The organism is Psychrobacillus sp. FSL K6-2836, assembly GCF_038003085.1.
Classification (GTDB): Bacteria; Bacillota; Bacilli; order Bacillales_A; family Planococcaceae; genus Psychrobacillus.
Genome location: NZ_JBBOOM010000001.1, coordinates 2836627 through 2863537, shown reverse-complemented (window position 1 = coordinate 2863537; position 26911 = coordinate 2836627). Strand labels below are relative to the sequence as shown.

27 protein-coding genes are annotated in these 26911 nt (G+C 35.9%); 9 read left to right on the top strand and 18 right to left on the bottom strand.

What is annotated here, in order from left to right:
- Positions 1-95: 95 nt before the first annotated feature.
- Positions 96-680, top strand: a complete 585-nt coding sequence (locus MKY37_RS13690) for a Crp/Fnr family transcriptional regulator (RefSeq protein ID WP_340777951.1) — start codon at positions 96-98, stop codon at positions 678-680.
- Between the two features lie 8 nt (positions 681-688).
- Here the strand turns inward: MKY37_RS13690 and MKY37_RS13685 are convergent, their stop codons facing one another.
- Complete coding sequence (locus MKY37_RS13685) at positions 689-1396, bottom strand: DUF4386 domain-containing protein (protein WP_445323043.1); 708 nt, start codon at positions 1394-1396, stop codon at positions 689-691.
- A 142-nt stretch (positions 1397-1538) separates the two neighbouring features.
- Here MKY37_RS13685 and MKY37_RS13680 point away from each other — a divergent pair, with 142 nt between their 5' ends.
- A complete protein-coding gene (locus tag MKY37_RS13680; RefSeq protein ID WP_340777950.1) occupies positions 1539-1934 on the top strand; it encodes a pyrimidine dimer DNA glycosylase/endonuclease V in 396 nt (131 codons plus the stop codon).
- A 435-nt stretch (positions 1935-2369) separates the two neighbouring features.
- On the opposite strand, the gene gltS is transcribed toward MKY37_RS13680, so the two are convergent.
- Both gltS and hutG read right to left on the bottom strand, forming a co-directional pair.
- Positions 2370-3560 (bottom strand): sodium/glutamate symporter, encoded by a 1191-nt coding sequence (gene gltS, locus MKY37_RS13675; protein WP_340777948.1) that lies wholly within the window; start codon positions 3558-3560, stop codon positions 2370-2372.
- Positions 3544-4527: a formimidoylglutamase gene (gene hutG / locus MKY37_RS13670; protein ID WP_340777947.1), complete on the bottom strand. Its 984-nt coding sequence runs from the start codon at positions 4525-4527 to the stop codon at positions 3544-3546. Before hutG ends, gltS begins: the two co-directional genes overlap by 17 nt.
- Before the next feature lie 119 nt (positions 4528-4646).
- Between hutG and MKY37_RS13665 the strand changes: the two genes are divergently transcribed.
- Positions 4647-5528: a LysR family transcriptional regulator gene (locus MKY37_RS13665; RefSeq protein ID WP_340777946.1), complete on the top strand. Its 882-nt coding sequence runs from the start codon at positions 4647-4649 to the stop codon at positions 5526-5528.
- A 145-nt stretch (positions 5529-5673) separates the two neighbouring features.
- On the opposite strand, the gene splB is transcribed toward MKY37_RS13665, so the two are convergent.
- Positions 5674-6702 carry a spore photoproduct lyase gene (gene splB, locus MKY37_RS13660; protein WP_340777944.1) on the bottom strand — a complete coding sequence of 343 codons (1029 nt, stop codon included), beginning with the start codon at positions 6700-6702 and terminating at the stop codon, positions 5674-5676.
- 307 nt (positions 6703-7009) lie between these two features.
- Here splB and MKY37_RS13655 point away from each other — a divergent pair, with 307 nt between their 5' ends.
- Positions 7010-7117: a putative holin-like toxin gene (locus MKY37_RS13655; RefSeq protein WP_245762754.1), complete on the top strand. Its 108-nt coding sequence runs from the start codon at positions 7010-7012 to the stop codon at positions 7115-7117.
- A gap of 822 nt (positions 7118-7939) precedes the next feature.
- On the opposite strand, the gene MKY37_RS13650 is transcribed toward MKY37_RS13655, so the two are convergent.
- The 3 genes from MKY37_RS13650 to MKY37_RS13640 form a co-directional block, all read right to left on the bottom strand.
- Positions 7940-8671: an MBL fold metallo-hydrolase gene (locus MKY37_RS13650; protein ID WP_340777942.1), complete on the bottom strand. Its 732-nt coding sequence runs from the start codon at positions 8669-8671 to the stop codon at positions 7940-7942.
- Between the two features lie 131 nt (positions 8672-8802).
- A complete protein-coding gene (locus tag MKY37_RS13645; RefSeq protein ID WP_340777940.1) occupies positions 8803-9420 on the bottom strand; it encodes an ankyrin repeat domain-containing protein in 618 nt (205 codons plus the stop codon).
- A 147-nt stretch (positions 9421-9567) separates the two neighbouring features.
- A complete protein-coding gene (locus MKY37_RS13640) occupies positions 9568-10731 on the bottom strand; it encodes a TerD family protein (protein WP_340777938.1) in 1164 nt (387 codons plus the stop codon).
- A gap of 150 nt (positions 10732-10881) precedes the next feature.
- Here MKY37_RS13640 and MKY37_RS13635 point away from each other — a divergent pair, with 150 nt between their 5' ends.
- Positions 10882-11208: a nucleoside triphosphate pyrophosphohydrolase gene (locus MKY37_RS13635; protein WP_340777937.1), complete on the top strand. Its 327-nt coding sequence runs from the start codon at positions 10882-10884 to the stop codon at positions 11206-11208.
- A gap of 168 nt (positions 11209-11376) precedes the next feature.
- Here the strand turns inward: MKY37_RS13635 and MKY37_RS13630 are convergent, their stop codons facing one another.
- The 5 genes from MKY37_RS13630 to MKY37_RS13610 form a co-directional block, all read right to left on the bottom strand.
- A complete protein-coding gene (locus MKY37_RS13630; RefSeq protein ID WP_340777935.1) occupies positions 11377-13428 on the bottom strand; it encodes a HAMP domain-containing sensor histidine kinase in 2052 nt (683 codons plus the stop codon).
- A complete protein-coding gene (locus tag MKY37_RS13625; protein WP_340777933.1) occupies positions 13415-14101 on the bottom strand; it encodes a response regulator transcription factor in 687 nt (228 codons plus the stop codon). Before MKY37_RS13625 ends, MKY37_RS13630 begins: the two co-directional genes overlap by 14 nt.
- A gap of 546 nt (positions 14102-14647) precedes the next feature.
- Entirely contained in the window at positions 14648-15610 is a 963-nt protein-coding gene (locus MKY37_RS13620) for a helix-turn-helix transcriptional regulator (protein WP_340777931.1), read from the bottom strand.
- Positions 15611-15655: 45 nt separating this feature from the next.
- Positions 15656-16189, bottom strand: a complete 534-nt coding sequence (locus MKY37_RS13615) for a nuclease-related domain-containing protein (RefSeq protein ID WP_340777930.1) — start codon at positions 16187-16189, stop codon at positions 15656-15658.
- Between the two features lie 31 nt (positions 16190-16220).
- On the bottom strand, positions 16221-17282 hold the full coding sequence (locus MKY37_RS13610) for an NERD domain-containing protein (protein ID WP_340777929.1): 1062 nt from the start codon (positions 17280-17282) through the stop codon (positions 16221-16223).
- Positions 17283-17642: 360 nt separating this feature from the next.
- Between MKY37_RS13610 and MKY37_RS13605 the strand changes: the two genes are divergently transcribed.
- Both MKY37_RS13605 and MKY37_RS13600 read left to right on the top strand, forming a co-directional pair.
- Positions 17643-18443 (top strand): hypothetical protein, encoded by an 801-nt coding sequence (locus MKY37_RS13605; RefSeq protein ID WP_340777928.1) that lies wholly within the window; start codon positions 17643-17645, stop codon positions 18441-18443.
- Positions 18444-18723: 280 nt separating this feature from the next.
- Positions 18724-19494 (top strand): NRDE family protein, encoded by a 771-nt coding sequence (locus MKY37_RS13600; RefSeq protein WP_340777927.1) that lies wholly within the window; start codon positions 18724-18726, stop codon positions 19492-19494.
- Between the two features lie 163 nt (positions 19495-19657).
- Here the strand turns inward: MKY37_RS13600 and MKY37_RS13595 are convergent, their stop codons facing one another.
- From MKY37_RS13595 to MKY37_RS13580, 4 genes are all read right to left on the bottom strand, one after another.
- Complete coding sequence (locus MKY37_RS13595; protein WP_340777926.1) at positions 19658-19879, bottom strand: hypothetical protein; 222 nt, start codon at positions 19877-19879, stop codon at positions 19658-19660.
- Between the two features lie 573 nt (positions 19880-20452).
- The gene (locus MKY37_RS13590) at positions 20453-22117 is read right to left on the bottom strand and encodes a DUF262 domain-containing protein (RefSeq protein WP_340777925.1); all 1665 of its coding nucleotides are present in this window, start codon (positions 22115-22117) and stop codon (positions 20453-20455) included.
- Positions 22118-22510: 393 nt separating this feature from the next.
- Positions 22511-23344, bottom strand: coding sequence for an alpha/beta fold hydrolase (locus MKY37_RS13585; RefSeq protein WP_340777923.1), 834 nt, complete (start codon positions 23342-23344; stop codon positions 22511-22513).
- 200 nt (positions 23345-23544) lie between these two features.
- Positions 23545-24294, bottom strand: a complete 750-nt coding sequence (locus tag MKY37_RS13580) for an SDR family NAD(P)-dependent oxidoreductase (RefSeq protein WP_340779927.1) — start codon at positions 24292-24294, stop codon at positions 23545-23547.
- Between the two features lie 114 nt (positions 24295-24408).
- On the opposite strand from MKY37_RS13580, the gene MKY37_RS13575 reads away from it, so the two are divergent.
- Positions 24409-25041 (top strand): TetR/AcrR family transcriptional regulator, encoded by a 633-nt coding sequence (locus MKY37_RS13575; protein ID WP_340777922.1) that lies wholly within the window; start codon positions 24409-24411, stop codon positions 25039-25041.
- A 48-nt stretch (positions 25042-25089) separates the two neighbouring features.
- Positions 25090-25623 (top strand): dihydrofolate reductase family protein, encoded by a 534-nt coding sequence (locus tag MKY37_RS13570; RefSeq protein ID WP_340777921.1) that lies wholly within the window; start codon positions 25090-25092, stop codon positions 25621-25623.
- 27 nt (positions 25624-25650) lie between these two features.
- Here MKY37_RS13570 and MKY37_RS13565 read toward each other — a convergent pair whose 3' ends face one another.
- Positions 25651-26304, bottom strand: coding sequence for a LysE family translocator (locus MKY37_RS13565; protein ID WP_340777920.1), 654 nt, complete (start codon positions 26302-26304; stop codon positions 25651-25653).
- An 11-nt stretch (positions 26305-26315) separates the two neighbouring features.
- Positions 26316-26780, bottom strand: coding sequence for an Lrp/AsnC family transcriptional regulator (locus MKY37_RS13560; protein ID WP_340777919.1), 465 nt, complete (start codon positions 26778-26780; stop codon positions 26316-26318).
- Positions 26781-26911: the final 131 nt, after the last annotated feature.

Here is a 26911-nt window from a genome sequence, read left to right as displayed (position 1 = left end):
TTTAGGGGATAAATTTAACTAATAGAACGAACATAAACCTCCATTCATATTTGTAGTATTATAGATAAAAAGCGTTTGGATAAAAGGAGAGCAAAATGAAAAGTATATTGTTTAAGTACATGTCTAAATTCACTTCTCTTACCAAAGAACAACAACAAACCATCGCTGAAGAAATAAAAATAGAGGAATTTAAAAAGGGAACAATCCTTCTTAGACAAGGAGATGTTCCCACTAAATGCTATTTTGTGTTAAAGGGATGCATAAGACAATATTCAATAGATGAAAAGGGAAAAGAAGTAACGTCCAATTTTTACACGGAAGAACAGGCAATTGCGGTTTTCAATAATCATAAACTTGATAAATCATCTGAATACACTTTTGTGTGTCTAGAGGATTCAGTATTGGTTGTTGGTGACTTAGCTATTGAACAGGACATGTATACCAAATATACTCAGTTGGAAATAATGACCCGAAAGATGATAGAGGAAAACTTTGGGAAAGTACAAGAGGAATTTGCTACCTTTATCTCCTCTACACCTGAAGAGCGTTTTAAGACATTATTAATGAAACGACCTCAACTAGTTGATCGTGTACCGCAACATCAATTGGCAAGCTATCTTGGAATTACTCCAGAGTCATTAAGTAGGATAAAGAAACGTTTAAAAATAGATAACACTTAAAGCGCATGTCATGGGTTGATAGTGACTTTTCCTCCTTTGAATAGCAGCCATAATCCAAAACCTAACTCCCCTGCAATCATCGGTATATAAAAAACAAGTTCAAGTGTTGTAGTTATATTTTGTTCGATAAGTAAGGTTTTACTCAGGTGAATACCAATATAGCCTATTGCACCAAGTACTAACAGGATAGAAATAATTTTAGGAATGCTATTTGATTGGAAGCCAATCCATCCTACTACTAGTAGATGGACACCAAAAACAATTAAGCCAATAGACCAAATCATTTCAAATGCCTCCAAGTATAAAGTAACATTTGCTTGAAGATGATCCGTTACTGATGCATTATTTGAGACCAGTAATACAAATACCAAATTTAAAATGGCAATTCCCAGTATCGCTGCATAAGTAAGACGAAGCCATGAAGCAAGCATAGCTAACTCCTGATTAACCGGCTTTAGAAAGATATAAAATGACCAGGCGACAATTACGTCGAGGAGTAAAACAACAACCCAACCTATTATTTCAGCCTTGAAAAGCATTATGGATGATGCGATATTATGATAAGTCGTGCTTATATCGCCAGGTACGACAAGGCTACCATGGATATAACCATAAGAAAAGCCTGCAGCAATGGCCATAATGATAAGCGATATACCGGAAGTAATAGCAGCTTTCCTCAAATTTGTAACGTTCTTTTGTAAGCTAATAATAAACAACCTCCTTTTATTGTTTTTATTTTATTGTAATAGGAAGATTAAAATGGTTCATTGACTTAAATCAAGACGACTGCTTTTACGAACAAAAAAGTGAATTTTTTTGTGTTCATTGCCACAACAGATTGAACGGGAGGTGATTTGTTTGCGTTTATGGCATCAAAATTTACTAAGCATTTTGCCAAAATCACAGCTATTGGCACAGTGGCGTGAGTTAAATAGTATTTTCGCAAAGGAAGATCGGCATATTTTGATTAACTATATTTATGACTATTCAAAAGACGATTTGTTTGCCTATACCCAGCTTGTTCTGCATGAAATGCGTGCACGAGGCATTAATATACGTACGATAGATAAAATGGAGCGTTATTTCGCAGACGGATCTAACGAGAAGGTGGTGCATCCTTTCATTCATCATCATAACGAGGAATATTTTGAGATATGTTATTTTAATCTAAAAGAAAAGTTTATGCGCGGTCAGAAGGATTTTGATGCGGAGCGTTATGAGGCTTTAACGAAGTTGTATGAAGCGATAGTGTGATTATCCGCTCTTTGTGTTGGGTATCGCAAGTCAAGTGCTTCTAATCGCAAGGTCGATCACGAGAATCGCAATATACTTTCGAGAAATCGCAAGATCAGGACCACAAATCGCAAGTTGAATCGTGTTTTTGAACGTATCGCAAGTCAAGTGCTTCTAATCGCAAGGTCTACCTCGAGAATCGCAATATACTTTCGAGAAATCGCAAGTTGAATCGTGTTTTTGTGCGTACCGCAAGTCAAGTGCTTCTAATCGCAAGGTCTACCTCGAGAATCGCAATATACTTTCGAGAAATCGCAAGGTCGCCCCCGAGAATCGCAATATACTTCCGAGGAATCGCAAGTAGTTGTTTGTTCTTGATTTAGCAAACAAACATGAATGTTCAAGGACGATAATTAATCCCTTGTTCAACAACATGAACAAGGGATTATTTATCGTTTATTGGAATAAGTTAATTGTCGTAATAATAATAGGCATTGCAAACACATCTATGAGGAATGCTCCAACAATTGGTACGACTAGATATGCTTTTTTCGATGGGCCGAATCTTTCTGTTACAGCAGCCATATTCGCCATTGCATTAGGTGTTGCACCTAAGCCATGGCCTGTGAAACCAGCTACCATTACAGCAGCATCGTAATCTTTTCCTAAAAGACGGAACAGAACAAAGATGCCAAAAAGAACAATGAAGATAACTTGGACAATAACGATTGCGATTAACGGAAGAGCCAAATCTGCTATTTCCCACAGTTTAATGCTCATAAGTGCCATGGATAAGAAGATTCCTAAGGATATGTCACCTACTAAGCCAATACTATTCATATCTACAGTCTTAGGATTAAATTTATCTACAATATTTCTCACAATAACCGCTACAAACATAGCCCCAACGTATCCAGGAAGAACAAATCCTGTTGCAGAGGAGAACAAACCTCCCAAATAAGTTCCAAGTGCCATACAGAAAGTGATTAGTAGTAGTTGTGTGAAAAATGTATTCGTTTTGATTGCTTTATCATTTTCTTCAAGATCAACCTGTGTAGCTTCATCCGTTTCCGTTGATTTCAAATCATACTTCGTAACAAGATATTTAACAATTGGTCCTCCGATAAGTCCCCCTGCAACGAGACCAAACGTAGCAGCTGCTACTCCGATAGAAAGCGCCGAATTAATACCCAAATCTTCAACAGTTTGTCCGAATGCAGTTGCTGCACCGTGTCCACCTTCCATTGAAACTGCTCCAGCCATCATTCCAATTAAAGGATGAAGATCAAATAAATACGCCATAGACACACCGATTGTGTTTTGTGCAAGCGCTAAGAATCCACAAGCTAGCCAGTATATAACGAGTAGCTTCCCACCCAATTTCACAAGTTTAAAACTTGCTCCTAAGCCAACTGTAGTAAAAAAGGTAAGCATGAACAATCCTTGTAAAGATGTATCTAATGTAATTTCAAACAAATCAAATGATTTGGCTATTGTAGCAAGGAGTGCAAATAGTAATCCCCCTACTACTGGGGCTGGTATACAGAACTTATTTAAGAATCCAATCTTCTTTACTAGGTATGTACCTAGAACCAAAAGTGCTATGGAAAGGAAGATTGTTGTAATTTGGTCAAGTGCTAGTGTCATTCTTTCTTCCTCCTAAAAATGATGTAATTGCTTCATTTGTCAAATAAGCTCCAAGTTTTACGGTTCGATTATTTTCATCCAAGATTGGATTTACTTCCGAAATATCAAAAGACAACACTTTTTCATGGGAAGTTACGGTCTTGATAATTGCACGAACAATGGTGGGTTCCAAACCAAACGGTGATGGAGCACTTACACCTGGTGCAAATGCAGCATTTAATACATCCGTACATAGCGTAAGCATGATCCGATCATGTTTTTGGATAAACTTCTCTATAGATGCATTCACTTGGTCCAACTGTCCATGATGCATATCCTCTTCATAAATATAGGTAACTTCTAGTTCATCCGCCTTGTCGAATAGCTCTTGCGTATTACCGTATCGTTGGATACCAAGAACGAAATAACTACTGTTTTCATCTTGTTCCAATATTTGTCTGAACATCGTCCCTGAGGAAGTCTGTTCATCGTATGGGCGCAAATCAAAGTGTGCGTCAATATTGATAATCCCTAACTTCGCTTTATCTCCAATATAATCTCGAACACCAAGATAATGTCCGTAAGCGGTTTCATGCCCGCCGCCAAGAATAATCGGGGTCATCTCTTTATGTAAGACTTTGCTTACTACTTCCCCAAGCTGTTGTTGGGCTTTTTCTAGGTCACTGCCAATACACTCAATTGTCCCTATATCTGCAAGGTGCTTTCCATTAGATAGTTTCCATGGTAGCTTTGCCAATTCTGTACGTAAAGCGTTAGGTGCTTTTGCTGCTCCAAGTTGACCTTTATTTCTACGGACTCCCTCTTCACTTTCAAAACCGATAATTACACAAGTTTTTTCTAATAATTTAAGCGTTTCCATTTTTTCCAACTCAACAATTTGGTGATACCGGAAGCTTGTTCTATTTTCAAGATGATCGGTCCGACCTGACCAAATACCCTCATTTACTTTTTTTAGCAAGCCATTCATCCTTTCTGAAATTTATGAATTTAGATTTTTATCAATTATAAAACAACACATTTATAAATTCTAATATATAATTACTATAAATATATAGTTTTTAACTATAAATAATAGGAGTGACATATATGGATTTAAAGCAGCTTACGTATTTTGTGACAATTGTCGACCAAAAGAGCTTTTCTAAAGCCGCACAAAAACTACATATATCTCAACCATCACTTAGTAATGCCATAAAAATTTTAGAAAGTGATTTAGGCTTTCAAATTCTTGATCGTAATACGAGAAATATTGAATTAACTGAGACAGGCGCTATTTTATATAGTAAAGCAGTTCAGCTTTTATTAGAGATGGATAAGGTAAAAAAAGAAATGGATGAAGTAAAGCATATAGGAAGTGGGGAGATACAGCTTGGAATGATTGAATCAGTAAAGCATTGGATTCCAAAGGTAATTCTTCAATACAATGATGATTTTCCCAATATGCGCATAAAATTAACCGAAGTTCTAAGTGGAGATGATGTAAAAAATTCGTTACGAAATTACAAGACACATGCCATCATAACCAATCAATTTATAGAAGAGAACGATATCGAAACCATTCCTTTGTATAATGAAAAACTTGTATTAGTGCTTCATGAAAGTAATCCGTTGACGAATTATTCATCAGTAACATTAAAAGACCTAGTTGGAGAGCCGTTCATTATTAGCAGTGAGGGGTTTCAGACAAGAGAAGATGTGTTGAATGCTTTTGAAGTGGAAGATATAATTCCAACTATAAAGTATGAGATTGAGCGTTTTGAAACAGCATTAAGCTTAGTGCGAGAAGGCATCGGAATCACACTAATTCCAGAAAACTATCTACAAGCTCTTCCAGATAAAGCAATTGTAAAAAAATCTATCGATTCACCTTCACTGAATAGAACTGTCTATTTAACCTACTTAAAAAACCGGTATGTATCACCTGCCATCCATACATTTATAAATAAGACAAAGCTGTTTTTTAGCTGAACTGGATACCCTTCTCTTAGTTTGCCTCTGTGCAGCAAACTAACACAAAAGTTTCCTACCCAAGGACAGCAATCCACGATTCTGTCCATGAAAAAAAGCGTAAAAGCCCACAGTTCCCCCGGGACCTTACGCTTTTTTTTATTGCTCAAGTAAAGTACTCTAACTTCGCATTCGGAAAGTACTTTTCCATATAGCCGTATAGATGAGATTTTATTTCATCCTCTTCATCCTTTTGATAAATATACTTACCAATGCCATACTTGCCCCATTTGTAGCGTCTCTCTTCTTCATTTAACTCTAATTTTGACTTCGGATAGTTCTTTTCAATCACTTTTTTCGCGGGCTTCGTAAAACGATGTTGAATGAATTCAAATGTAATATCATCTCTTGCATCTTGTGGTAATTCCTCGTCCAGTCTTTCAAACATGTGGCGGTAGCCTTCCTCCCAGCCATCATGAAGATAAATGGGAGCAACGATAAAGCCTAGTGGGTAGCCAGCTCTTGCCACTTTCCCTGCAGCCTCGATTCTTTTATCTAGAGGAGAAGTGCCGGGCTCGAAATTTTTTATGACATAGTCAGCGTTTATGCTAAACCGGAATCGAGTATTGCCATTATGCTTGGCATCCAGTAAATGGTCAACAAAATGAAACTTCGTCACAAAACGTAGCCTACCTAGTTCTGTTTGACCAATATGTTCAATTGCTCTTTTTAAGGAATGCGTCAAATGGTCAATTCCCACAATATCGGATGTACACGCAGCTTCGAACCGGGTAATCTCAGGTGCACGTTCTTCGATGTAGCGATCAGCCGCTTCAAAAATCTCCTCCACGTTTACGTAAGTTCGAATATACGGTTTGCTGCCCATCGTCGTTTGCAAATAACAATAATGACAATGCCCCATACATCCTGTCGCAAGGGGGATTGCATATTCGGCTGAAGGTTTGGAGGTATCGAATTTTAATGTTTTTCGAATACCAACAACTAAGGTGGATTTTGCGATACGGTATTTTTGAGCGTCCGTTTCACCCGGCAAATCCCGAATTTGATTATGTGAGGTTGTAAAGCGCGTTTCAATTCCCATTTTCTCGAACTTTTCCTTCAGTTCTTTTCCAAGCGGATAATCAAGTGCATTCGGTTCAAAATAAACAAGTTGCGGTACGAAGGGTTTATTCATATTGCATAATACCTAATCCATAATTATAATCCATTCGATCACCTTTCTCTTTTCATATAGCTTGTCTTAAAAGCGAGAAATTATGAAAATGTACTTAATCTGGGGTGATTGTTCAAGACACTAATGCATGAGATTTTAAACAAAGAAAATCCAGGAAAGAAACAGGACCAAACCGTTTCTTTCCTGGATTACTTAAAACTTATCTTCTTTAAAATAGAATGTTCATTCTGTTTCAATGGTATAATAAAGGCACAATTGCATAGCAGAGTGGGCGGTTGGTCACTTCCTTTCAAAGGAGGTGATGCCAGTGACCACATACGAAGCAATCAGCTTGTTAATACAGCTAAGTGCTGTAATTTTAGCAGCTTTTTCAATCGTTGTGACATTGATTATTTTCTTTGCTAAAAAGAAATAACCGTCCCTCAGCAAAGGTTTGACGGTTATTTTCTGACCCAGGACCAACCGCTCTTTCTGCGGTTAGCAGTTGTAGGACTGGATATTAGCGTATCCAGTCTTTCTTATTTTATGATTCTAAGTTCATTATATACAGAAACTTTTTTGTATTCAACATATACGTATGTTATTGACTGTCCATCAATTGTCTTATCCAACACTAGATAATGAAACTGATAATAACATCTGCTAGACTAAATAGAAACTGCGACACAATAATTAATACGAAAGTCGGTGAAGCTATGAATGTTTTCCTAATAGTCACGCTCCTCATCTCGTTGACAATAATTATAGTAATAACCATTTACGGTTTAAGAGCAAAGACTAGCGAGAACATGATGCTATTTCAATCCTTGCCCGTATTCTTTTTATATAATTTCTTATTAATAGCTATACCACTTTTATATAAGCTGTTTCCAGAACGAGAAATAGAGAATACTAGTGTTCTATTCACGCTTCTATTTCCATCAGGATTTACACATTACGTTGGCTTCATATTCATCGTAATTTTCCCGACGTTTTTAGGTATCTTACTTTCCTTGACGATACTAGGTATTAAAGGACTGACTCAGTGGAAGACCAAGAAAGATAAACTCTTGTTCGCAATATCTATTGTTTCCACATTAAGCTTCGTATCCTTGACATTTACGATAATCCTATACCCATTAATAACCATATACATCTTGTGTCTTAAAATGGTTAGGAAACAAAATAAAAAAACCAACCCAATTTAGTAAAAAAGTTGGTAGAATAAATGCCTCCATGAGCATTCATCCTACCAACTTTATAATTCTATTAACATCCCTGATTCTGCTAATTCAATGTTTGGATTACCCTGTTTTTTCGCACTAACTACTAAATCGTTTAAATCACCGTAGTGTGGAAGATGTGTTAATAACACCCTTTTTGCTTTGGATTGATATGCTAGTATTCCTGCATGCTCGGACGTCATATGTCCCGAGCATGCTCCGTCCATTCCTTCATACAAGCTACATTCAGTAATAAGCAGATCGCAATTGGCTGCAAGTGAAACTAAATCCTGATTAAAGCTAGTATCTGACGTAAAAACAATACTTTTACCCTCACATACAATTTTTATGCTATACGTTTCTACTGGATGAATATTTCTCATAAATTTACAGGTGAACGGTCCGATTTCTAACTGGCTCTTTTCGTTAAATGAAGTAAATCGGGAATAAGCAACAGCCTCCACCTGCTCTTGCATCCCCTCGTCTTCTGGACCATATACACATAATTCTTCCACTGCTCTACCTAACTGTGTATTCACCAGTCTTGAGAATAAATACGCTCCAATATCACTGAAATGATCATAATGATAATGAGTTAAAATGGCATGATTTATATCATTTAAATCTATATAATTTTGTAATTCCGTTAAGACACCGCTACCGCAATCAATTAATAATGAAAATCCTTCATGTTGAATTAAATACCCCGAACAAGGACCATTTTTTTTAGGAAATCCACCCCACATACCAATTACTCTACACTCCATAAGTTTTAGCCTCTTTTTCTCAATCAACTATGACGCCGCAATATTATCATGACATATTAAGGAGTACCGAATTTTGTCTTCAACTCTGCATAATAAAAACGACTGCTCCTTAACAGTTACTTCCTTACGTATTATTTAGCCCCAGACTCCAACAAAATCTCTTCAATCTCTTTAAACTGTTTTTCACTATCATGCGCTAGCGGAGTTACTCCATCCTTATCCGCAAGATTTACGTCTGCTCCGTGCTCGATTAATAAACGAATCGTTTGCTGCTGTTTTTCAGATCCATCATTTAAAATTATTGCCTCTAGCAAAGCAGTCCACCCTAGATTATTCACATGATTAACGTCAGTTTTTGTTTTCGTTAAAAGCTCTTCCACTATCTCTACATACCCGTGCTCAGAAGCGGGGATAAGTGCAACTCCACCATATCGATTCGTAATAGTTGGGTCAGCCCCAGCTGCAATCATTAGCTTTAAGATGTCCATATACCCTTCTGCTCCCGCATATAAAAATGGATTATTAAGCATATCATCCTGAATATCCACATTTGCACCTTCGTCGATTAATATCTTTACCATGTCTACGTCATAAGCGTAAGTAGCAATCATTAACGCCGTCCTACCCTGACCATCCTGCGCGTCAATATCTACTCCGTTAGCCAGTAACTCTCTAACTGTATCAAACTCTTTGCCTTCCACGGCCTCGAATAATTGCTCCTGCATCGTCTCATCCTCTCCTACATTCATCCCATACAACCTTGAAGGATAAAAGTTATTCCAATAAACATGAACACTCTCGGCATTATATCCTCCCACAGCTTACATTTATTCTTTCCCTCATCATACTAACTTCGCTAATGGAGACAAAGAAATAGAAGGTCAATATTCCACTTTTTACTTTTTAAATTCTATTACTCCACGATCCATCTCAAATAAACCATCAACATATAGCTCAGGAGAACGTTCAGAACCAGATTTTGAGTACCTTTCAACATGACTGACATTAATATTCTCCGCATCTGTAAAATCAATATGCGCAATAGCTACCCAGTAGGCAAAATGGTTTTTCTCATATAATGGGCTAGTTATCCGTTGCCCCAGTTGGTTATCAACGACTGCTTGCGCCTTCATACTTTTAAAACTGCCAAAGCCATTGCTAACTGCACTATAAGATGCAAACAATACATATTTCAATTGGGTAGGATCATGAATCACAATGGTTTCTTTCCCTGCCACTCGACTATCACCATCGAGAGTAATAAAAGGCTCACGATTTGCATTCCCCATTGAACGATAGTAAACCTTTCCGGTATCGCCATTTTTCAATACATAAAAGCAATATAAATCCAAATCTTTTTTAGGGTTCGCCCACTCCAAAGTCGCTACAATTTTATTGGACTTAGCGATAGATATTGATTCCTTTTTCTTCAGATTAATATTCATCTTCTCGAGGTTTGGCTTTTGTTTAATAGGTTCTTCAACAGGAGGGGGAAGAGGAATATCATCCTGTATACCACTTGCGCTTTCTTCAATCTCTAAACCATAATTTAAGCATAGTGCCTCCAACCCTCCATTAAATCCACTACCTATCACATTAAATTTCCACTGTCCTTGATGCCTATACAGCTCACCAACAACTATCGCTGTCTCCTGTTGTAAGTCATCACCAAACGAATAAGAGTATAAAATATTTCCTGTTATAGCATCTCTTATAATAAGCTCTAAGTTATCTACTTCTTGAAAGCGCAAATTTTGTGCGTCCCCTTCATGAATAGTCAAGGCAATAGCTATTTTTTCAATTGTTTCTGGCACTGCATTCAATTGGATAGTAATCGAACCATCTAATGATGTTTGTTTTGCATAGCTAACTGATTTATCTGGACTATTCGGTTGGCCATAAAAGATAAAATGTTCATCTTTTACACAGCGATTGCTAGCTTGCAATAAAAAGGAAGAAATATCTAATTCCATTTGTTTTTTTGGTGTCGACCATCGAACAAAACATTCGAGTTGGGTTATATTTTCTAATTTAACCTTCTGTCCACGTTGTATCTGCATGAAAACACCCCTTAAGATTATTACTTTTCATTATACAAAATACGCTATGTTTTTTCTTTGTTTTCAGAAAATTAACTGACTGGTATAAAGTGCTCTCCTTTCAAATAATCATAATTTTCTCTATAATAAAAGAAAAAAGGGGGACATCTAATGCCATTCTTCAACAAACTAGTACGCGATCTAATCCCACAGGTCATCGAAAACTCAGGTAGCAAATTCACCACACGCACACTAGATCCTTCTGAACACTTAACAGAAATAAAGAAAAAGCTATATGAAGAAGTACAGGAATTCCAAAAAACTATGAACCACCAAGATGCCCTAGAGGAACTAGCCGACATTTTGGAGTTGATTCACGCTGCCCTTCCTATTCACGAAGCAACTTATGAAGATCTAGAGAAAATTCGCATTGCAAAGAAAGAAAAACGCGGTGGATTTGAGGAAGGAATTTATTTGATAGAGGTTGAGGATGAGTAAGTTACGGCTTATTACGTTAAATGTTATTCAAGTCTACAGTTAGACAAAAGCTCCACAATCCTCTAATTCTCTAGAATAAGCATGTTTTTCTAAACCTGAAAAACGTTGAAATTTTTTCTATACACAGAAAAAGAATAGGATACTCACATATCCTATTCCTTCGCTACATTATTCATTTGGAAATTTCGGTAAATAAATGATTGCCTTAAATAAATCACCATCTACTTGAATTAAAAACTTTCCATGCTGGATATGAATAAGGCTTTCAGCAATCGACAACCCTAATCCGCTACCTTGACTTGATCTAGATTCATCGCCTCGTTTAAAGCGTTCCATTAGCTCATCGACTGAAATATTTAATTCATATGCTGAGATATTTTTAAATGTCACGAGTATTTCATTCCCTAAATCTTCAACATCAATATATACCCTTGATGCAGGCTGTGCGTATTTAAAAATATTTGAAAATAAGTTTTCGATGGAGCGCCATAGGAGTTTGCCATCAGCCTTTACATACACCTTTTCTGTTGGGTAGGCTAACTTAAAATCTAATGACGACGCTTCGATTTTTCCACCCATTTCTCCTATTCCTTGCGTTAGTAATGATACGATGTCAATCCGTTCTAACTGAACAGGCATACTTCCACTTGACGCTTTAGCCGCTTCAAATAAATCATCCGTTAAGAGCTTAAGTCTTTTCGATTTTTGATCTAACACGTCTACATATTCAGCAATTATTTCAGGGTCGTTTTCTATTTTTAATAAATCGACATACGTAATGATTGACGTTAAAGGTGTTCTAATATCATGCGAAACATTCGTAATGAGCTCTGTTTTTAAACGGTCGCTCTTAATCTCACTATCCACCGACTTTTTTAACCCCTCAGTAATACTATTAATATTCACTGCAAGCCGGCTAATCTCCCCTTTTCCGTCTACTTCAATTCGATGATGAAGATCTCCATTCTTAATTTGCTCTACGCCCTCTTTAATGCGGTTAAACGACTTCACCTTTTTCATCGCAAACCAAGCAGCTAGACCCATGGTAATGGGAAACATGAAAAACGTTGCCACAACTACTAAAGGATAGCCAATGACAAGCAGTACGATTTTCACACCCATACTGCCACTATCAAATACACTTTTTACCAAAATAAAAATCTTTTTGAGAATTTGATAGATGAGTGTATGCTGAAGTAATGTTCTATTTTTGATATGCTTTACGAGCGATAAAATCATTAGTAAAACAATGATAAAAAAAGGTGCCGTGAGAAGCATGTATATATCATAGAACACTTCAAGCATCACCGCTATCCACACCGCTGGTAAACAAACGGCTATCACAATTTTGAGATCATTATATAGTTTGTCAACGACATGAAAATGAATCTCTTTATCTTTAAATGAGGTTCTTCCAATAACAATAATCAAATAAACAAAAGATAAAATAAATCCTGCTAGAAATACAATGAATTCATAAAAATAACGTTTGGCAATCTGTTTGTCTTTTTCCCATTCCTCTATTTTTTGTTGTAAGAAAGATTCTGGAAACGCTATATAAATGACGTCTGTTTGTGGATTCAACTGTTCAACATTGCTTGTAAAGTAATTAAGGTATTGACTTTCTTTCACTTCATTTGGGTAAAACTTTTGTTGATAATCCTCGAATAGCATATATGCATCATATGATTCAAATTGCTCTTTCTTATTTAGTTCATTATTAGAGAATACATGTTCACCATCACTCGCATAATATGTGATTCCTTCATGTGCTTCTAGTGTTCCGAGTAACCGATAAAATTCTCTTACCTGCTCACTCATTCTTTCGGCTTTTTTAAGATTTATGTTATCTGCATATTCTTCTTGATATATGCGCTCATTTTCCACTTCACTCAAATTCGGATTATATCTGTATGAATACCGGAAATCATTATATAAATTTTCATTAATTTCTCTATCATCTTCTTCAGTTAGTGTCTTACCACTTAAAATATGTTCTTCACTTTTATATTTTCCGATTAATTGCGCTAAGGAGGCAATAATGCTGTAACTTTCATCAGCGAATGCTCGGCTTTCAAAATAATTATCTTGATTTATACTACTAAGATGAACCTCATTAAATTCCATGTTGATAATTGCCTTCGTCGTACCAGTTAAACAAACGACGGCGATCAAAAACACAATCACTTTCGTAATGATTGCATGACTAATATTTCTCAACTTTATACCCAACTCCCCATACAACTTTTAAATACTTCGGCTCTTTCGGATTTATTTCAATTTTTTCTCGAATCTTTCGAATATGAACCGAAACCGTATTCTCTGGATTAATGGCCCTTTCATTCCATACCTTTTCATAAATCTCTTCAATTGTGAATACTCTCCCAGCATTTGCTGTGAGAAGCTTTAAAATTTTATACTGCACTGGTGTCAAATAAACCTCTTGATTATCAACAGTAATGATCTTCTGTTCATCATCAATCATGAGCCCGCCCGTTTGAAGTACATAACCACTCACCTCAAGACTCCCAAATGTCGTATACCTTCTTAGCTGTGATTTCACTCTAGCCACAAGTTCTAATGGATTAAACGGCTTGCCCATATAATCATCTGCTCCGATATTTAACCCGAGTATTTTGTCATGATCCTCAGACTTGGCAGAAAGTATAATTAACGGAATCATATTATCTTGTCGAATCTTCATCGTTGCCGTAATCCCATCCATTTTTGGCATCATTATATCCATAATAATTAGGTGAATTACATGATCTCGAATAAGATCGATTGCCTCTATCCCATCGTAAGCTTTGAATACTTGATATCCCTCATTTTCTAAATAAACGCTAATCGCCCTAACGATTTCTTTATCATCATCACAAATCAAAATGTTCAACTACATTCATTCCTCCATCTCTTTTGGCTTATGTGATCACCCCTGAGGATTCGTATAAGAATATGATACTATTTAAATCTTAACAAACACACACACCAATTCTTAAGACTTTCTTAGTGTTTTACTATGTACATAAATTATGCCGAATAGACGATTCTGTTTTTCCTGATTAAATTACACAAGTTCAATATAAAATCTTAGAAAATATTTAAAGTACTGCGAAAAAATCCGTAAGCGATTTGTAAAAGCCGATTTTCTGTTTGCTCAGAAAATCGGCTTTAGTTTTGTATGCATATCTAATTTAATAAATATAAAGTAAAAATATCACTTACTTATGATAGGGTTCACCGTAACGCATCTAAATGAGGTTTTTACCTTTTTTGTTAAAATGAATTTACTAGAAATTCAATAAAGAACAGTACTGAAAAAATGCTATTAACTTCTCAAAGCATTTACACTAATCAGAAGTATATACCCTATGTGTGCAAAATAGAGATGCACTGCAATTGGCCAAGCTCAAAATTATTTGGCTTTTAACCGCATTGCTTAAGGGAAGAATAAACATACTCTCTCATGTAAACCTTCTAAGACTTCTTCTGGCACTTCCCTGACCTTGATATCCTCACCTAGGAAAAGCAGCCAATTTGTTATTTCGGCCAATTCTCCTGAATTATAAACATTGATAAAAGTCTTTAGAATGGCTGTAGTTTGGTAAGGATTTGTATAGGAAATTGAAACTTTTATAGGATGGTATTTTTTGAACTGGGCAATTGCCTTTGGACCAAGTTCAAGGACAAGGTTGATCACTTCTTCCTGCTTACTTAGTTTTTCTAAAATATTTTTCTTACTTAATCTTTTTTTCGTAGGGTATGGTTCGACATTGGTGAGATTGTCGACAGGAAAAATCCCCCTATTCTCTTCCTTTAAGTCAAATCCTTCAATCAGCCAAAGGCTTTTTTCACGATAAAGGTGCAAGAGATAAATTGGGTAAGTCTTTACTATCTTCTCTTCTTCGATAGTAATCCATAAATAGCGATCCAAAAGAAGGATTTGGATAAGTTTTTCTAAAATAGGATGGGGGAGGTCTGACAGATCAAGTAGGTCGGGATTATTAGGGTTAGTTCCTTCAAAAAGCAAGATTTGATTTAAAAGAACGAGGTCATCTTGCTGGTTTTCTGAAATGAGGCCTAGTAATTTTTCAGCTAAAGACTGACGGCTCTTTAGATAAGGGAGTTGTTGATTTCTTGTGGCCATAAAGGCAATAAAGAGAGCTTTAATCTCATTATCGGTGAAGCGGACAGTGGGCAGGACAGAATTGTTCATGACAAAATAGCCCCCATCCCTTCCAACTTCAGCAACAAGTGGCATCCCCATTGCTTCAATTTCTCTGATATCTCTAATAGCGGTTGAACGAGAGATGTTAAATTCTTGCATGATCTCAGAAATTGTAAAGCGGGATCGGTTGTTGATATACCGCATGATGATATTAATCCGTTCAACTTTTTTCATCTCGACCTCCTAAACAGTATCATTTTTTGACACTATTAAAGATTATTATAAACTCATCAAGTGAAATGTAAATTGCGCAGTTTCAATAGATGGCAACAGGGCTTTCAGTGCCTTTATGTGGCCTAGATTTTGTTTGATGGGATTGTAAAAGGAAAACTTCTGCCCATTCTGAAAGGTTTGCATCCACTTTTGTGACTTTTCATCCCCAAAAATCCAGCCGCTGTAGTTTTTCGACTCGATTACGTAGATGCCGGTTTCATGAAGGTAGACCAAATCGATTTCAGTCGTTTGTTCTTTGCCGTTGGGTATATAAATATTGAACAATGCTTTATGGTACCCCGGCAATTTTGCCAATTTACCGTAGGATGAGAATTCACCGTAATTGCCTTTGTTGAACATGGTGGAGAACAGGCCATTTCCGGTCTGTTCCTTATAGGTAGAAATGACCGACTTTTGCTTGGGTTTGTCTGCGGTCTTCCTTGCTGCAGAAGAGCTAAGTAAATCTTCTACACGATTGATTATTTTTTTAAACAAACGCTCACACCCTTTCGTGTATTCTTTTTTAAATATCTGCCTCATTATTTTCTACCGCCTGGAACTCATTTACCTTTTAATCTTTTGAACTTTGTCTTTGAATAATTTCAATTATTTCAAGTCCAAACTCCTCTATCTTTTTCTCACCAATACCTCTTATTGTTGATAGTTCTATCAAAGTTGTAGGTTGTTTTGAAACAATTTCGTCTAGAGTCTGATTAGAAAAAATATGAAATGCTTTCATACCTAAAGCTGCTGCTCTATCTTTTCTAAAATTTCTTAAAGCCTCTTCCAATCCTGCTGCTACAGTTGCAGACTGTTCTTCTTTTGGATTTGCCATAGCCTCTACTGTTTCACCTAATAGTTTCAATTCTACTGTATCCTCTGTTTTTTCTATTTCATCTTCTATATGAGAGTCCATTAGAAAACTACTTATATCCAACATACGGTTATCTAAAATTTGAACAGGAGAAGATTTTTTTAACTCCTTTGATATGTATCCGACTAATCCATCTACACGTACAATTCTATCTTGTATATCTTCTTTTGCTTTTTTCAAGTCTAGTATCGTTCTATTATTCGTAAAAACAACTACTTGTTTAATAGGTGTTTTATTCCCTACTATTCCGTTCTCTTGCAACAACTTTCGTAATACTTCTGTCTGTCTTTCTATCTGGCGTATTGGACTGTAGAATCCTTCTTGAAAAACTACTTTTTTACCTTTCATGACGTTCCGTATAAAATCCCCTTGCTCTGTTACATGAATATTTCCGTAGTAGTTTTTCACTTCGATAACGAGTATAAATTTTCGAGTTATAACAACAAAATCAATTTGGGCTTTCCATTCATCATGTCGCAAATGAAGATCATGCAAAACATGAATAGGAATAAATGCGTTTACTAGCTCAAATTGAACACTTTTTTCACCGTATAATCCTAGTTCATGAATTTTAATTTTACTTAGTAAGTCTTTTTGAGTTTCCGATAACTTTTCTTTTTCTAAATCACTCTGCATTTTATCTATTTTTTTTTGCGCAGTAGTACCCTCTTTGATAAGTACAGGTACTCGTAGTTCTTCTTTATCCTTTAATGCTAATTTCATTCTTTCTAAAAAGGACTTTTTAGCAAATCCTGTCACTTTAATCTCTCCTCAATATAACTATATTTCTAGTCTAGTTTCCTTCAATTTGAAAGAACACTAGTATCCGCCATTCCAATTACCTTAATATTATCACAATATTTAACTATTTTATCAGACTTTCTTTATAAGAGATAAAATAAAAAGCTGCCGAAAATGTATCCTCGGTAGCTTCATTAAGGTATTTATAATTAGTTTTTCATTAATTTATGTTCAGAGTGAGCTCTTTTAATATGGGTTAGTGAACTAAATTGCGTTTTCAGATAAATTTTCCAACAATAGATGTATCCTTTCCCCAAAAACCCTCCTATCTAGTTAATGACAGCGACTTATCATTAGCAGCATTGGAGGAAAGAAGAGATGACTAATTATCTTACGGCTTATCAATCTTTTAAGACGGTTCAAGAAATGGATATACATGTTCAAAAACACATAATGGAGCATAATGGTGAGTTGAATGAGACAGATCGCGTTGCGGTCACTTTGTTAGCTCGATATGCATGTAAGTTTCCAGGTGCAGCTCATTTGAAAGTGGAATCCATTTGTAAAGCGATAGATAAATCAGAGGCTACTGTTAGAAGAACTTTACGTAAATTAGAAAAGCTAGCGATTATTAAAAAGGTTCCGACCATTCGCAAGGTTTCCAAGGGGTATGGTGCCAATATTATAGTTATTTTACCTTTTGATGACCACTCGAGTTTGACAGCTCGGGGAGAGGATGCAAAGCTAGAAATACAAAGGGATGAGCCTATCATTTCGCAAAAAGAAACCGATATCTTTTTAATCTCTAAAAAAGAATTATTTCATAATACGTATTCTGACGATAAAGTCCGCTCAGAAAATTATGTGGATAACTTTTCCGAAAAAAAAGAGCCTACATTCTATCAGCAATTCAAATCTGCTATTTTTGCTACGTCGGGACAAGATCAGCAACTGGTAAGCCGTTTGTATGGGGTATATCGAAGCCTCACTTATCGTAGCGTTCAGTTGTTCCCACAAGAGCAGAAGTTTTATGAAAACACTGGTTACCAAGCACTAACGATTTCTTTACACGCCATGAAAAAGAAAAAAGTTCGCAATCTTCCAGGATATTTTGTTGGCGTTTTTGAAAAAATTTGCGAACGAGCGTTATTTGAATTCTATCTGGAACATGAGGAATGAGAAGCAATATTAGGTACTTTTGCAGAAATAAATAGTATGCCTGTATGATACACCATTTCATCACCACTCAGAATTGCTTTTGAATTATACCTAACGCAGCCTTTACAAAGCTTCTTTATTATGCAAAATACCTATAGTTCCAATCATCTATATTAAAGAATATTTTTACCTTATATCAAATGTCTCATGATTAGTAAAGTTAATCCTTCAGAGTAAAATAATGCTTTACGTTATTTTTTAGGATAATATTAGTGAAAAACTAGTAAAAGGAGTAATGGGAATGTGTTTAGTAAATTTTCATTTTCGAGATCATCCGTTTTATAAACTGATTGTGGTGGCAAATCGGGATGAGTTTTATGAGCGACCTACTGCGGCTGCTGGATTTTGGAAGGATTGTCCGAATATTTTGGGTGGGCGTGATTTAGTGCATATGGGGACTTGGCTTGGTGTGACGAGAGATGGGCGTTTTGCCGCGTTGACGAACTATCGGGATCCTAATGAAGCACGGGGAAGTTATTCTCGTGGGGATATCGTGCGTGATTTTTTGTCCAGTGGTGATGCTCCAGTTGATTTTATTGAAACACTATCAAACAATAAAGGAAATTTTGGTGGTTATAATGTCATTGTGGGTGATGGAAATCAATTGTTCCACTACAATAATGTATTAAATGAAATGAATGAGATTACTCCCGGCACACATAGTTTGAGCAATCATACACTGAATACACCTTGGCCTAAGGTTGCAAAGGGCAAAAAGTATTTAGGTGAGTATGTTCAATCCTATCCTGGTGAAGCAGCTATAGATTCTCTATTTGATATCATCTCAGATCAAACCATGGCGGATGATATGGAACTACCTGAAACCGGAGTCGGATTAGAGATGGAGAGATTGTTGTCTCCTTTGTTTATTAAGATCTCTAACTATGGCACTCGTTCATCCACCGTCTTACTAATCGATAAAGAAAATCATGTTACATTTGTGGAGCGAACTTTTCAGAATGGAGAGTTCCAAGTAGAAAATCGTTTTGCGTTCAAGATTGGTGAAAAATAGGACTACCTTTATAAACAGGAGAGTGCTAGTACTCTCCTATTTTTCTATTACATTCATTTTCACTTCGACTGGATATCTGAGTATTGCACCATAGAAAAAAACACCTTCCGTTTATAGGTATTGTCTATACCTTCTTTAACGAAAAGTGTTTTATTGAATCCTATTATCTTCCACCGCGTTCATCCACATGATGATCATTTTGGCCATCTTTCACTTGAAGTTCTTCTTTCTGTTGGTCACTTAACTCATTTGGCTTTCCTTGCTCAACAGTTAGATCTTTTTGATTTGAGGATTCCTTTTCATGATTCGACTCTTTTTTCATCACATTCACCTTCCTAATATTCTTTTCAATATTTCTTTTCCCTAAAAAATTCACTTCTAACATTATTCTTTAAAAACTTAATGATTCGAGCATTAATTCCACAAAAAATACAGCCTTTCCGCATAAGCAGATGGCTGTCTAGTTTATCTTTATCTATCTTGTGATTTTGAGCAATAAGTTCAAAAGAAAGTGATGTGTCTATAATGCCAAAATCATTTTCACCCCCGTGAGAAAACTATTATTTCGTGGATGTCTCAGAGGGATATTTTTTCGGACAAAAATCGATTTACAAGCTCGTTAAATCGCTTACTATGTTCCCAGAACATCAAGTGTCCTCCGAGTACTTCTATAGAGGATTTGGGAGAAACATTTTGCGTAAATTCAATTGCTGTAGCTGACCAATGTTCTGCAACAATTGTCAATGTTAATTTTGTTCCCTGTGTCAGAAACAAACATGAAAATCATAACATTTACGTTTGTTCGAATTAACGTGAATGTTTCTGACACAGGGTCGCTATTTTTCATCTATAAAGTAAGAAATCTTTTCTGCCATCTTTCGGTTAAATTCGTCTTTCATGAGAGGGAAAATTTCTTCTACAAATGTATATTGCATTGCTATAATTCCTCTACAATAAATTAGTAGATTAAATCCTTAAAATTATTCAATATAAGCTTTTTTCTTTCCTCTAGAAATTCAGGATAGTTTTCCAACTTCCAAAGGTTTTTATCTCTAGGTATTAAATGCATTTTCAAATAATTATCTGACTTACCTTCAAACCATTCTTCTGGAAGAGTAGCACTCTTACCACCTGATCCATTCTCTTGCTGCGTTAATAACATACAATTAGCAATTTGATCTCGATCTTCTGCTCTATATGCTAAAACCTTCCTTCCTGAATTCGGATCTATATTTTTTATTGTTTTTAACGCACTCTGTGGGAAGATATGATCAACTTGTGGTTGATTATTTACAAATGCAGGATGATAGGAAAAATCCTTATACCAAAGGTTAAAAATTAAATGAATGTTTTTAGATCCATAAGCCAGTTCAAGAATTGTTTCTTCATCAATTTGTAAGTTTCGGCCGCTTCTTCGAATAGTGTCAAATAGATCACCTACATTAAAATCTCGTGATTTTTTTATCGCATCAATACAACGATCTATTACTGTATCAGGACTACCGCTAAAAGCTCCAGTTAATAATGTTCTTAATATGTATTCATCGAGCTTTTTAATGCTATTCCACTGGTTTTTAAAATGATATCTAAAATAAATTACTGGTATTAACCCAAGATAAGATGTTAATGCTTTATCTGACCTTAAAAACGTTTTACCATATAAAAAGTCTTTTACATCTTTGATAGCATTGGCAATATCATCCCACTTATTTGAAATAGCTTCTCTTGTCGTTTCGTCTCTAAATTTTGAAACATTATAGGCTGCACCTTTATCAAGCAGTGATAAACATGCTTTTAGCACAAAATCCCGATTGAATTTATAACCAGTGTTATTGAGATCTTCAAGTAATTCTTCCATCTTCTCGTCAGATTCTGACCAGCTAGCAGACAATAGAGAGAACAATAAGTCTGATTTCCCCAATACGGTTCCTCCAGAATTAGCTCTTATAAAAATTTCGACAACATCATCTTCAGTATATGCTTCTTCATTATCGACACTATCTAATTCTTGATATATCAATGTTTCATCTGAAGTAAAAATCCTTATTATTTTAGAAACATTTCTTCTTACGCGTCTTTGCTGTTCCTTAGTTAAATCAGTACCAGATTTATCAATTAGTCTTTCGCTAATTTCATCATATTCACCATTACTAAACACGATATCTTTGAACTTTATCCAAGGAAATTTAACCTTTTCTTTTTCCATAAACTTGAATTGGTATCTAATATCATCAGGTTGTGTTAAATCGCCACTTAAAATATCCAAATATAATTCTTTTCCTTCGTAACTGCCTTTTAAGCCAATGAACAAACTTTGTAAGCGTTGTTGCCCATCTAGTACTAACATCTTTATTTTTGAATCCTCTAATACGTAAAAATCCGACAACTTCTGTTTCTTTTTATAGTTTTGGATGAATTTTCTACGTTTAATACTGCTCTTAGTCTTCCACACAAGCAATGTACTAATGGGATATTCTCTAAGTATTGAATCGAAGAGTCGCTCTGTTTGCTCCTCTTTCCAAACAAATGGTCTTTGGATATTGGGTAGCCAGAAGCCACCATCCTTTTCTTCATTATTTAAATAACCAACCATTCTCCTAATAGTTTCTTTCTGGTTCTTCATCAGTTCACACTCCCTTTCCAGGTTTTTTTCGCTATTACTGTAATCTCAGTATATCAAGCTAAATCTGCTAAACAATCATTAATATTTGAAGTAATGTATTAATAATCAACACTTTAGAGGATGTTGTAAAAGCAGACTCAGAATCACATATTAAGTCTGCATTTCTATTAGAGTTTCTACTACAATAGACACATTACGGCTATTCAACCTCCCTATATTTAATCGAAAGGCATGTTAGATGTAATCTGTAGGTTTTGTACACATTTACTTGGTCTTCGTTTCAGGCGGCTACTCCAACCAAGAAAAGCGTGTCCATACGAGCCCCCTCAGAGAGCAGAAGGTAGAGTTGTATTTTCTATATTAAATTGTAGTAAATAAACTAAATCTTTTCGATTAAAGGGATATTTTTTCGGACAAAAATCGATTTACAAGCTCGTTAAATCGCTTACTATGTTCCCAGAACATCAAGTGTCCGCCGAGTACTTCTATAGAGGATTTGGGAGAAACATTTTGCGTAAATTCAATTGCTGGAGCTGACCAATGTTCTGCAACAATTGTCAATGTGGGTACTGTTTCACTAGCTGTTCTCGCTTCTTCACGATAATCAGAGAACATGCCCGAAGCAAATAAATTCGCAGCAATATAATAGGGGGTTTTTAGGGATTGCTCTACTAGCCAATTCAACTCGTCCTCGCTTACATCACGTTGCACCATGACGCTTGTTGTATACGCCTTCATAAATTCCCTTTGACCTGCCGGATTACGCAAATAAGTGTTATAGATCGCCCCAATATCATTAAGGGGACCTTCCACCCAATCTTCTACATCGTTTGTCGACAATGCCTTTGGTGACATGTCAATGAAAATAAGTGATTTTACATTGTCATAGCCGTTCTGTTTAAGATACTCCCAAATTGTTAAGCACCCGAACGACCATCCTGCTAGTGTAACGTTTTTTATTTGTAATGAATTGAGTACTTTTGCCAAATCCGTTCCGTGTGTTACATAATCATTTCCTTGTAACGTAATCGATGAACGACCATGACTTCTTGGATCGATAACAATTACTCGATTTGTTTTGGCGAAATGTTCGACTTGATGGGTAAACACCTCGGTTGTAAATGTAAAGCCAGGGATGAAAACAATAGGATCTCCACTTCCTACATCTTGAACATATAATTCTACACCAGGATCTACTTCTACATACTTTCTTTCCGACACTGTCATCAACTAGCCCCCTTATCATAAGAGCAGCAATAATAGAATTCTTGTCCACTCTTCGTTATATACACCATATTCGAACTTTTTAATAAAAATTCCATTTTCACATTTTCTACTTCACAAAAAAGAGTTTGCAAAAGTGACATCATCACTTCTACAAACTCTTCATTAACTATATAACTTCTACGTTCAGAAGCTCTTTTCTCTTATTTCGCTGTAACACCACCATCCACCGGTAACTCAATACCAGTGATATGGCTTGCTTCGTCTGATGCTAAGAACAATACCGCTGAAGCCACTTCTTCGGCTTTCCCAAGATTCGGTAGGGCAATTTGAGACAAGAAATAATTCTTGTAATCCGGATGTTCCATATGTGGTGCACTCATTGGTGTCACGATATAGCCTGGGTGTACGGAGTTAACACGGATATTTTTCTTACCGTAGTCAACTGCTGCTGCTTTTGTGATTGAACGTACAGCACCTTTTGAAGCTGTGTAAGCTCCTGCTCCAGCCATACCTGTTAATGCAGAGATGGAAGAAATGTTCACGATTGAACCACCTTCATTTTTCTCCATCAAAGGAATCGCAAGTTGCATACCAAGCATCGTACCGTTGATGTTGATGGCATATGTGCGCGCCCAGTCTTCTTCTGTCTGTTCCATGAAATCCTTAGCCAATGAAATTCCTGCATTGTTTACCAAAATGTCTAATTTGCCAAATGCTTCTACTGTTTTGTTATAAACGTTTTCCCAATCTTCTTTTGAAGCAACATTATGTTTGATAGCAATCGCTTCTCCACCAGCTTCTTTAATTTGTGCGACTACAGCTTCTGTTGCTTCGAAATTGATGTCTGTTACGACAACTTTAGCACCCTCTCTTGCAAACATAAGTGCTTCCGCTTCTCCCATTCCGCTTCCTGCTCCTGTAATTACCGCTACTTTGCCTGTTAATCTCATTTTTTTCACCTCATGATTATATTTTGATAGTCTAACTATCACTTATTTTACTCCTCAAAATGGACAGATGCAAACTTAAACGATGTATAATAAAAAAATAAAGGAGGTTATCCAATGCCACTAAGTGTTCGGGAACAAAATAAATCTACACGTTATCAACATATCGTATCTGCAGCTGAGCGCTTATTTCTTGAACTTGGATTAGATAGCGTCCAAATGCAAGATGTAGCTAAAGAAGCAGAAGTCGGAATCGCTACAGTTTTTCGGTATTTCCCTAAAAAAGATAAACTTATCGTTGCTGTTGCTATTCAAAACCTTGAAAGAATACTTCCTGCATTCACAAAGATTGCATCCTCACCTAAGACGGCATATGAACGGTTAGAGGATGTGTTAAATTACTTGCTCGAAGATCAAGACGAGAGTAACTCTTCCAAGTTTAGGGAAGCTTTTGAAAGCTATGCTTCTTTTACAAAAGAGCCATTACCAGACATTGAAGACTATATAGAAATCCAAAAACAAATTAGTAATAGCCTTATTCCAATTATTGAAGATGGTAAAACTGATGGGTCCATTCGAACGGATCTATCCATCAAAGAAACCCTCATAACTATCATTAACACTTTTGGGACTTTCGTAAATAATGTCGTATTGAAAGCACCTATTTCTTTTCTTGAGGAAGATATAGATCCACTAATTCAGCGACGTGTATTAAAAGACATTCTCTTATCATATGTACGACCTGTTTAATGCTGGTTTCTCTAGAAATTTACATATTAAATTAACAATAGGAGGCTTATGATGAATCAAAGAAAAATTGTATTGTTCATTGCGACAAGCTTAGATGGGTATATTGCGACCAAAGACGACTCTTTGGAGTGGTTGTTTAAGGTAGATGGTGAAGGAGATAATGGCTATTCTGACTTCTACGAAACAGTAGATACGGTAATTATGGGCAGACGCACTTACGACTGGCTTCTAGAACAAGAATTGGAAAGCTTCCCCTATGAGGGTAAGGAATGCTATGTTTTCTCCAGAACCGTCAGTGAGGATAATGAAAACGTCAAATTCTTCAGTGGAGATGTAGTCGACTTTACAAATCATTTGAAAAACAAAGAAGGTAAAGATATTTGGGTAATGGGCGGTGGAGATTTAATCCACTCATTTATCAAGGAAAAATTAGTGGATGAACTAATTATTACAGTGTCTCCTGTTTTAATCGGAAAAGGAATTCCTTTGTTTAAAGAAGTTGATTTTGAATTAGAGCTTACCTTAAAGAGCATCAATCGTTTTAATCAATTTGCAGAGTTGCATTATGAAGTGAAAAGATAACAAAAAAGACAAGGCAGTGAAGATCATTCACCTGTCTTGTCCTGTTATTTCATGGGAATCCAATTGGTCATAATTTTGTCTCCACACTGTACGTATCCCAAAGATCACCAACGTTATTCCAACAATTACATTTAATACTTTTAGAACAACTGTCTCCAAAAAAATAGTTAGATAGCTACCTAATATTGAAATAAACGTAAGAAAAATGAGGGTTGATAACACGGCACCTAGTCCAAAAAAATATATATCCTTCTGCTTAATATTTTCTTCCACTAGCTTCGTTGCAAAAACACCCGCCCAAAAAAGAATCGTTAATGGATTGGAGAGAGTTAAAACAAGTGTTTTCCAAAATACAGTTTCTATACTTTGTTGAGAGAGAAAGTTAAAGCTTGGGATGATCGATAACCCAAAACCTCCTGCTATACTACTTAAACCAAACACAACAAGGACTGCTGCTCCAAAGTAACGAATAATTTCTTTCAATTTCCGATGCCTATTCAGCATCTTACCTATTCCCAAAATTGCCGCAAGTATAAACAAGCCATCAATCAGAGCTACCCCCAACACACCCGTTTCTGCTGCTAAAAAACCAGATGTAGCTGCAGTTTGAAATATAAAAATGCAGATAGGTCCTACAGCAATCTGCAGAAACATTCCAAATCTAATTCCTTTCCAAATCATCCGCTATTCTCCTACCTGTTTGATATTTCTTTTAAAGTAGATAAAACAATCAATGTGTTGGATTTCTGGACCCCTTGAATGGATTTTAACTTTTCACTTAGAAAAATCTCTAACTTGCCCGTATCTTCTATCAATACCTTTAACATATAATCATACGCACCTGCCAGATGATGACATTCAATCACTTCGGACAACTGAATAATCGATTTTCTAAAGTGTTGAATATTGGCAGCATGATCGATATTTACAAAAATAATTGCTAGCAATTTGTATCCCATTTTTTCACGGTTTATCTTAACTGTATATTGTTCAATGACATTTGCTTCTTCTAATTTTTTAATCCGTTCTGATACTGCAGGTATAGACAGATTTACTTTTTTGCTAATTTCAGAAGCTGTAGACCTTCCATTATGCTTTAAAGCCTCCAGAATTTTTGCATCAATAATATCCATATCCCACTCTTCTTTCGAAATCATATTTTAAACTATTATAATTAATTTATTTAAATTAATAAATGATTTTCGGAAAACTCAATAAATAATAAAGTATTTATTGAATTCACATTATTTTATAAAGCCAACTGTGTAATTTATATGAAAATCCTAAT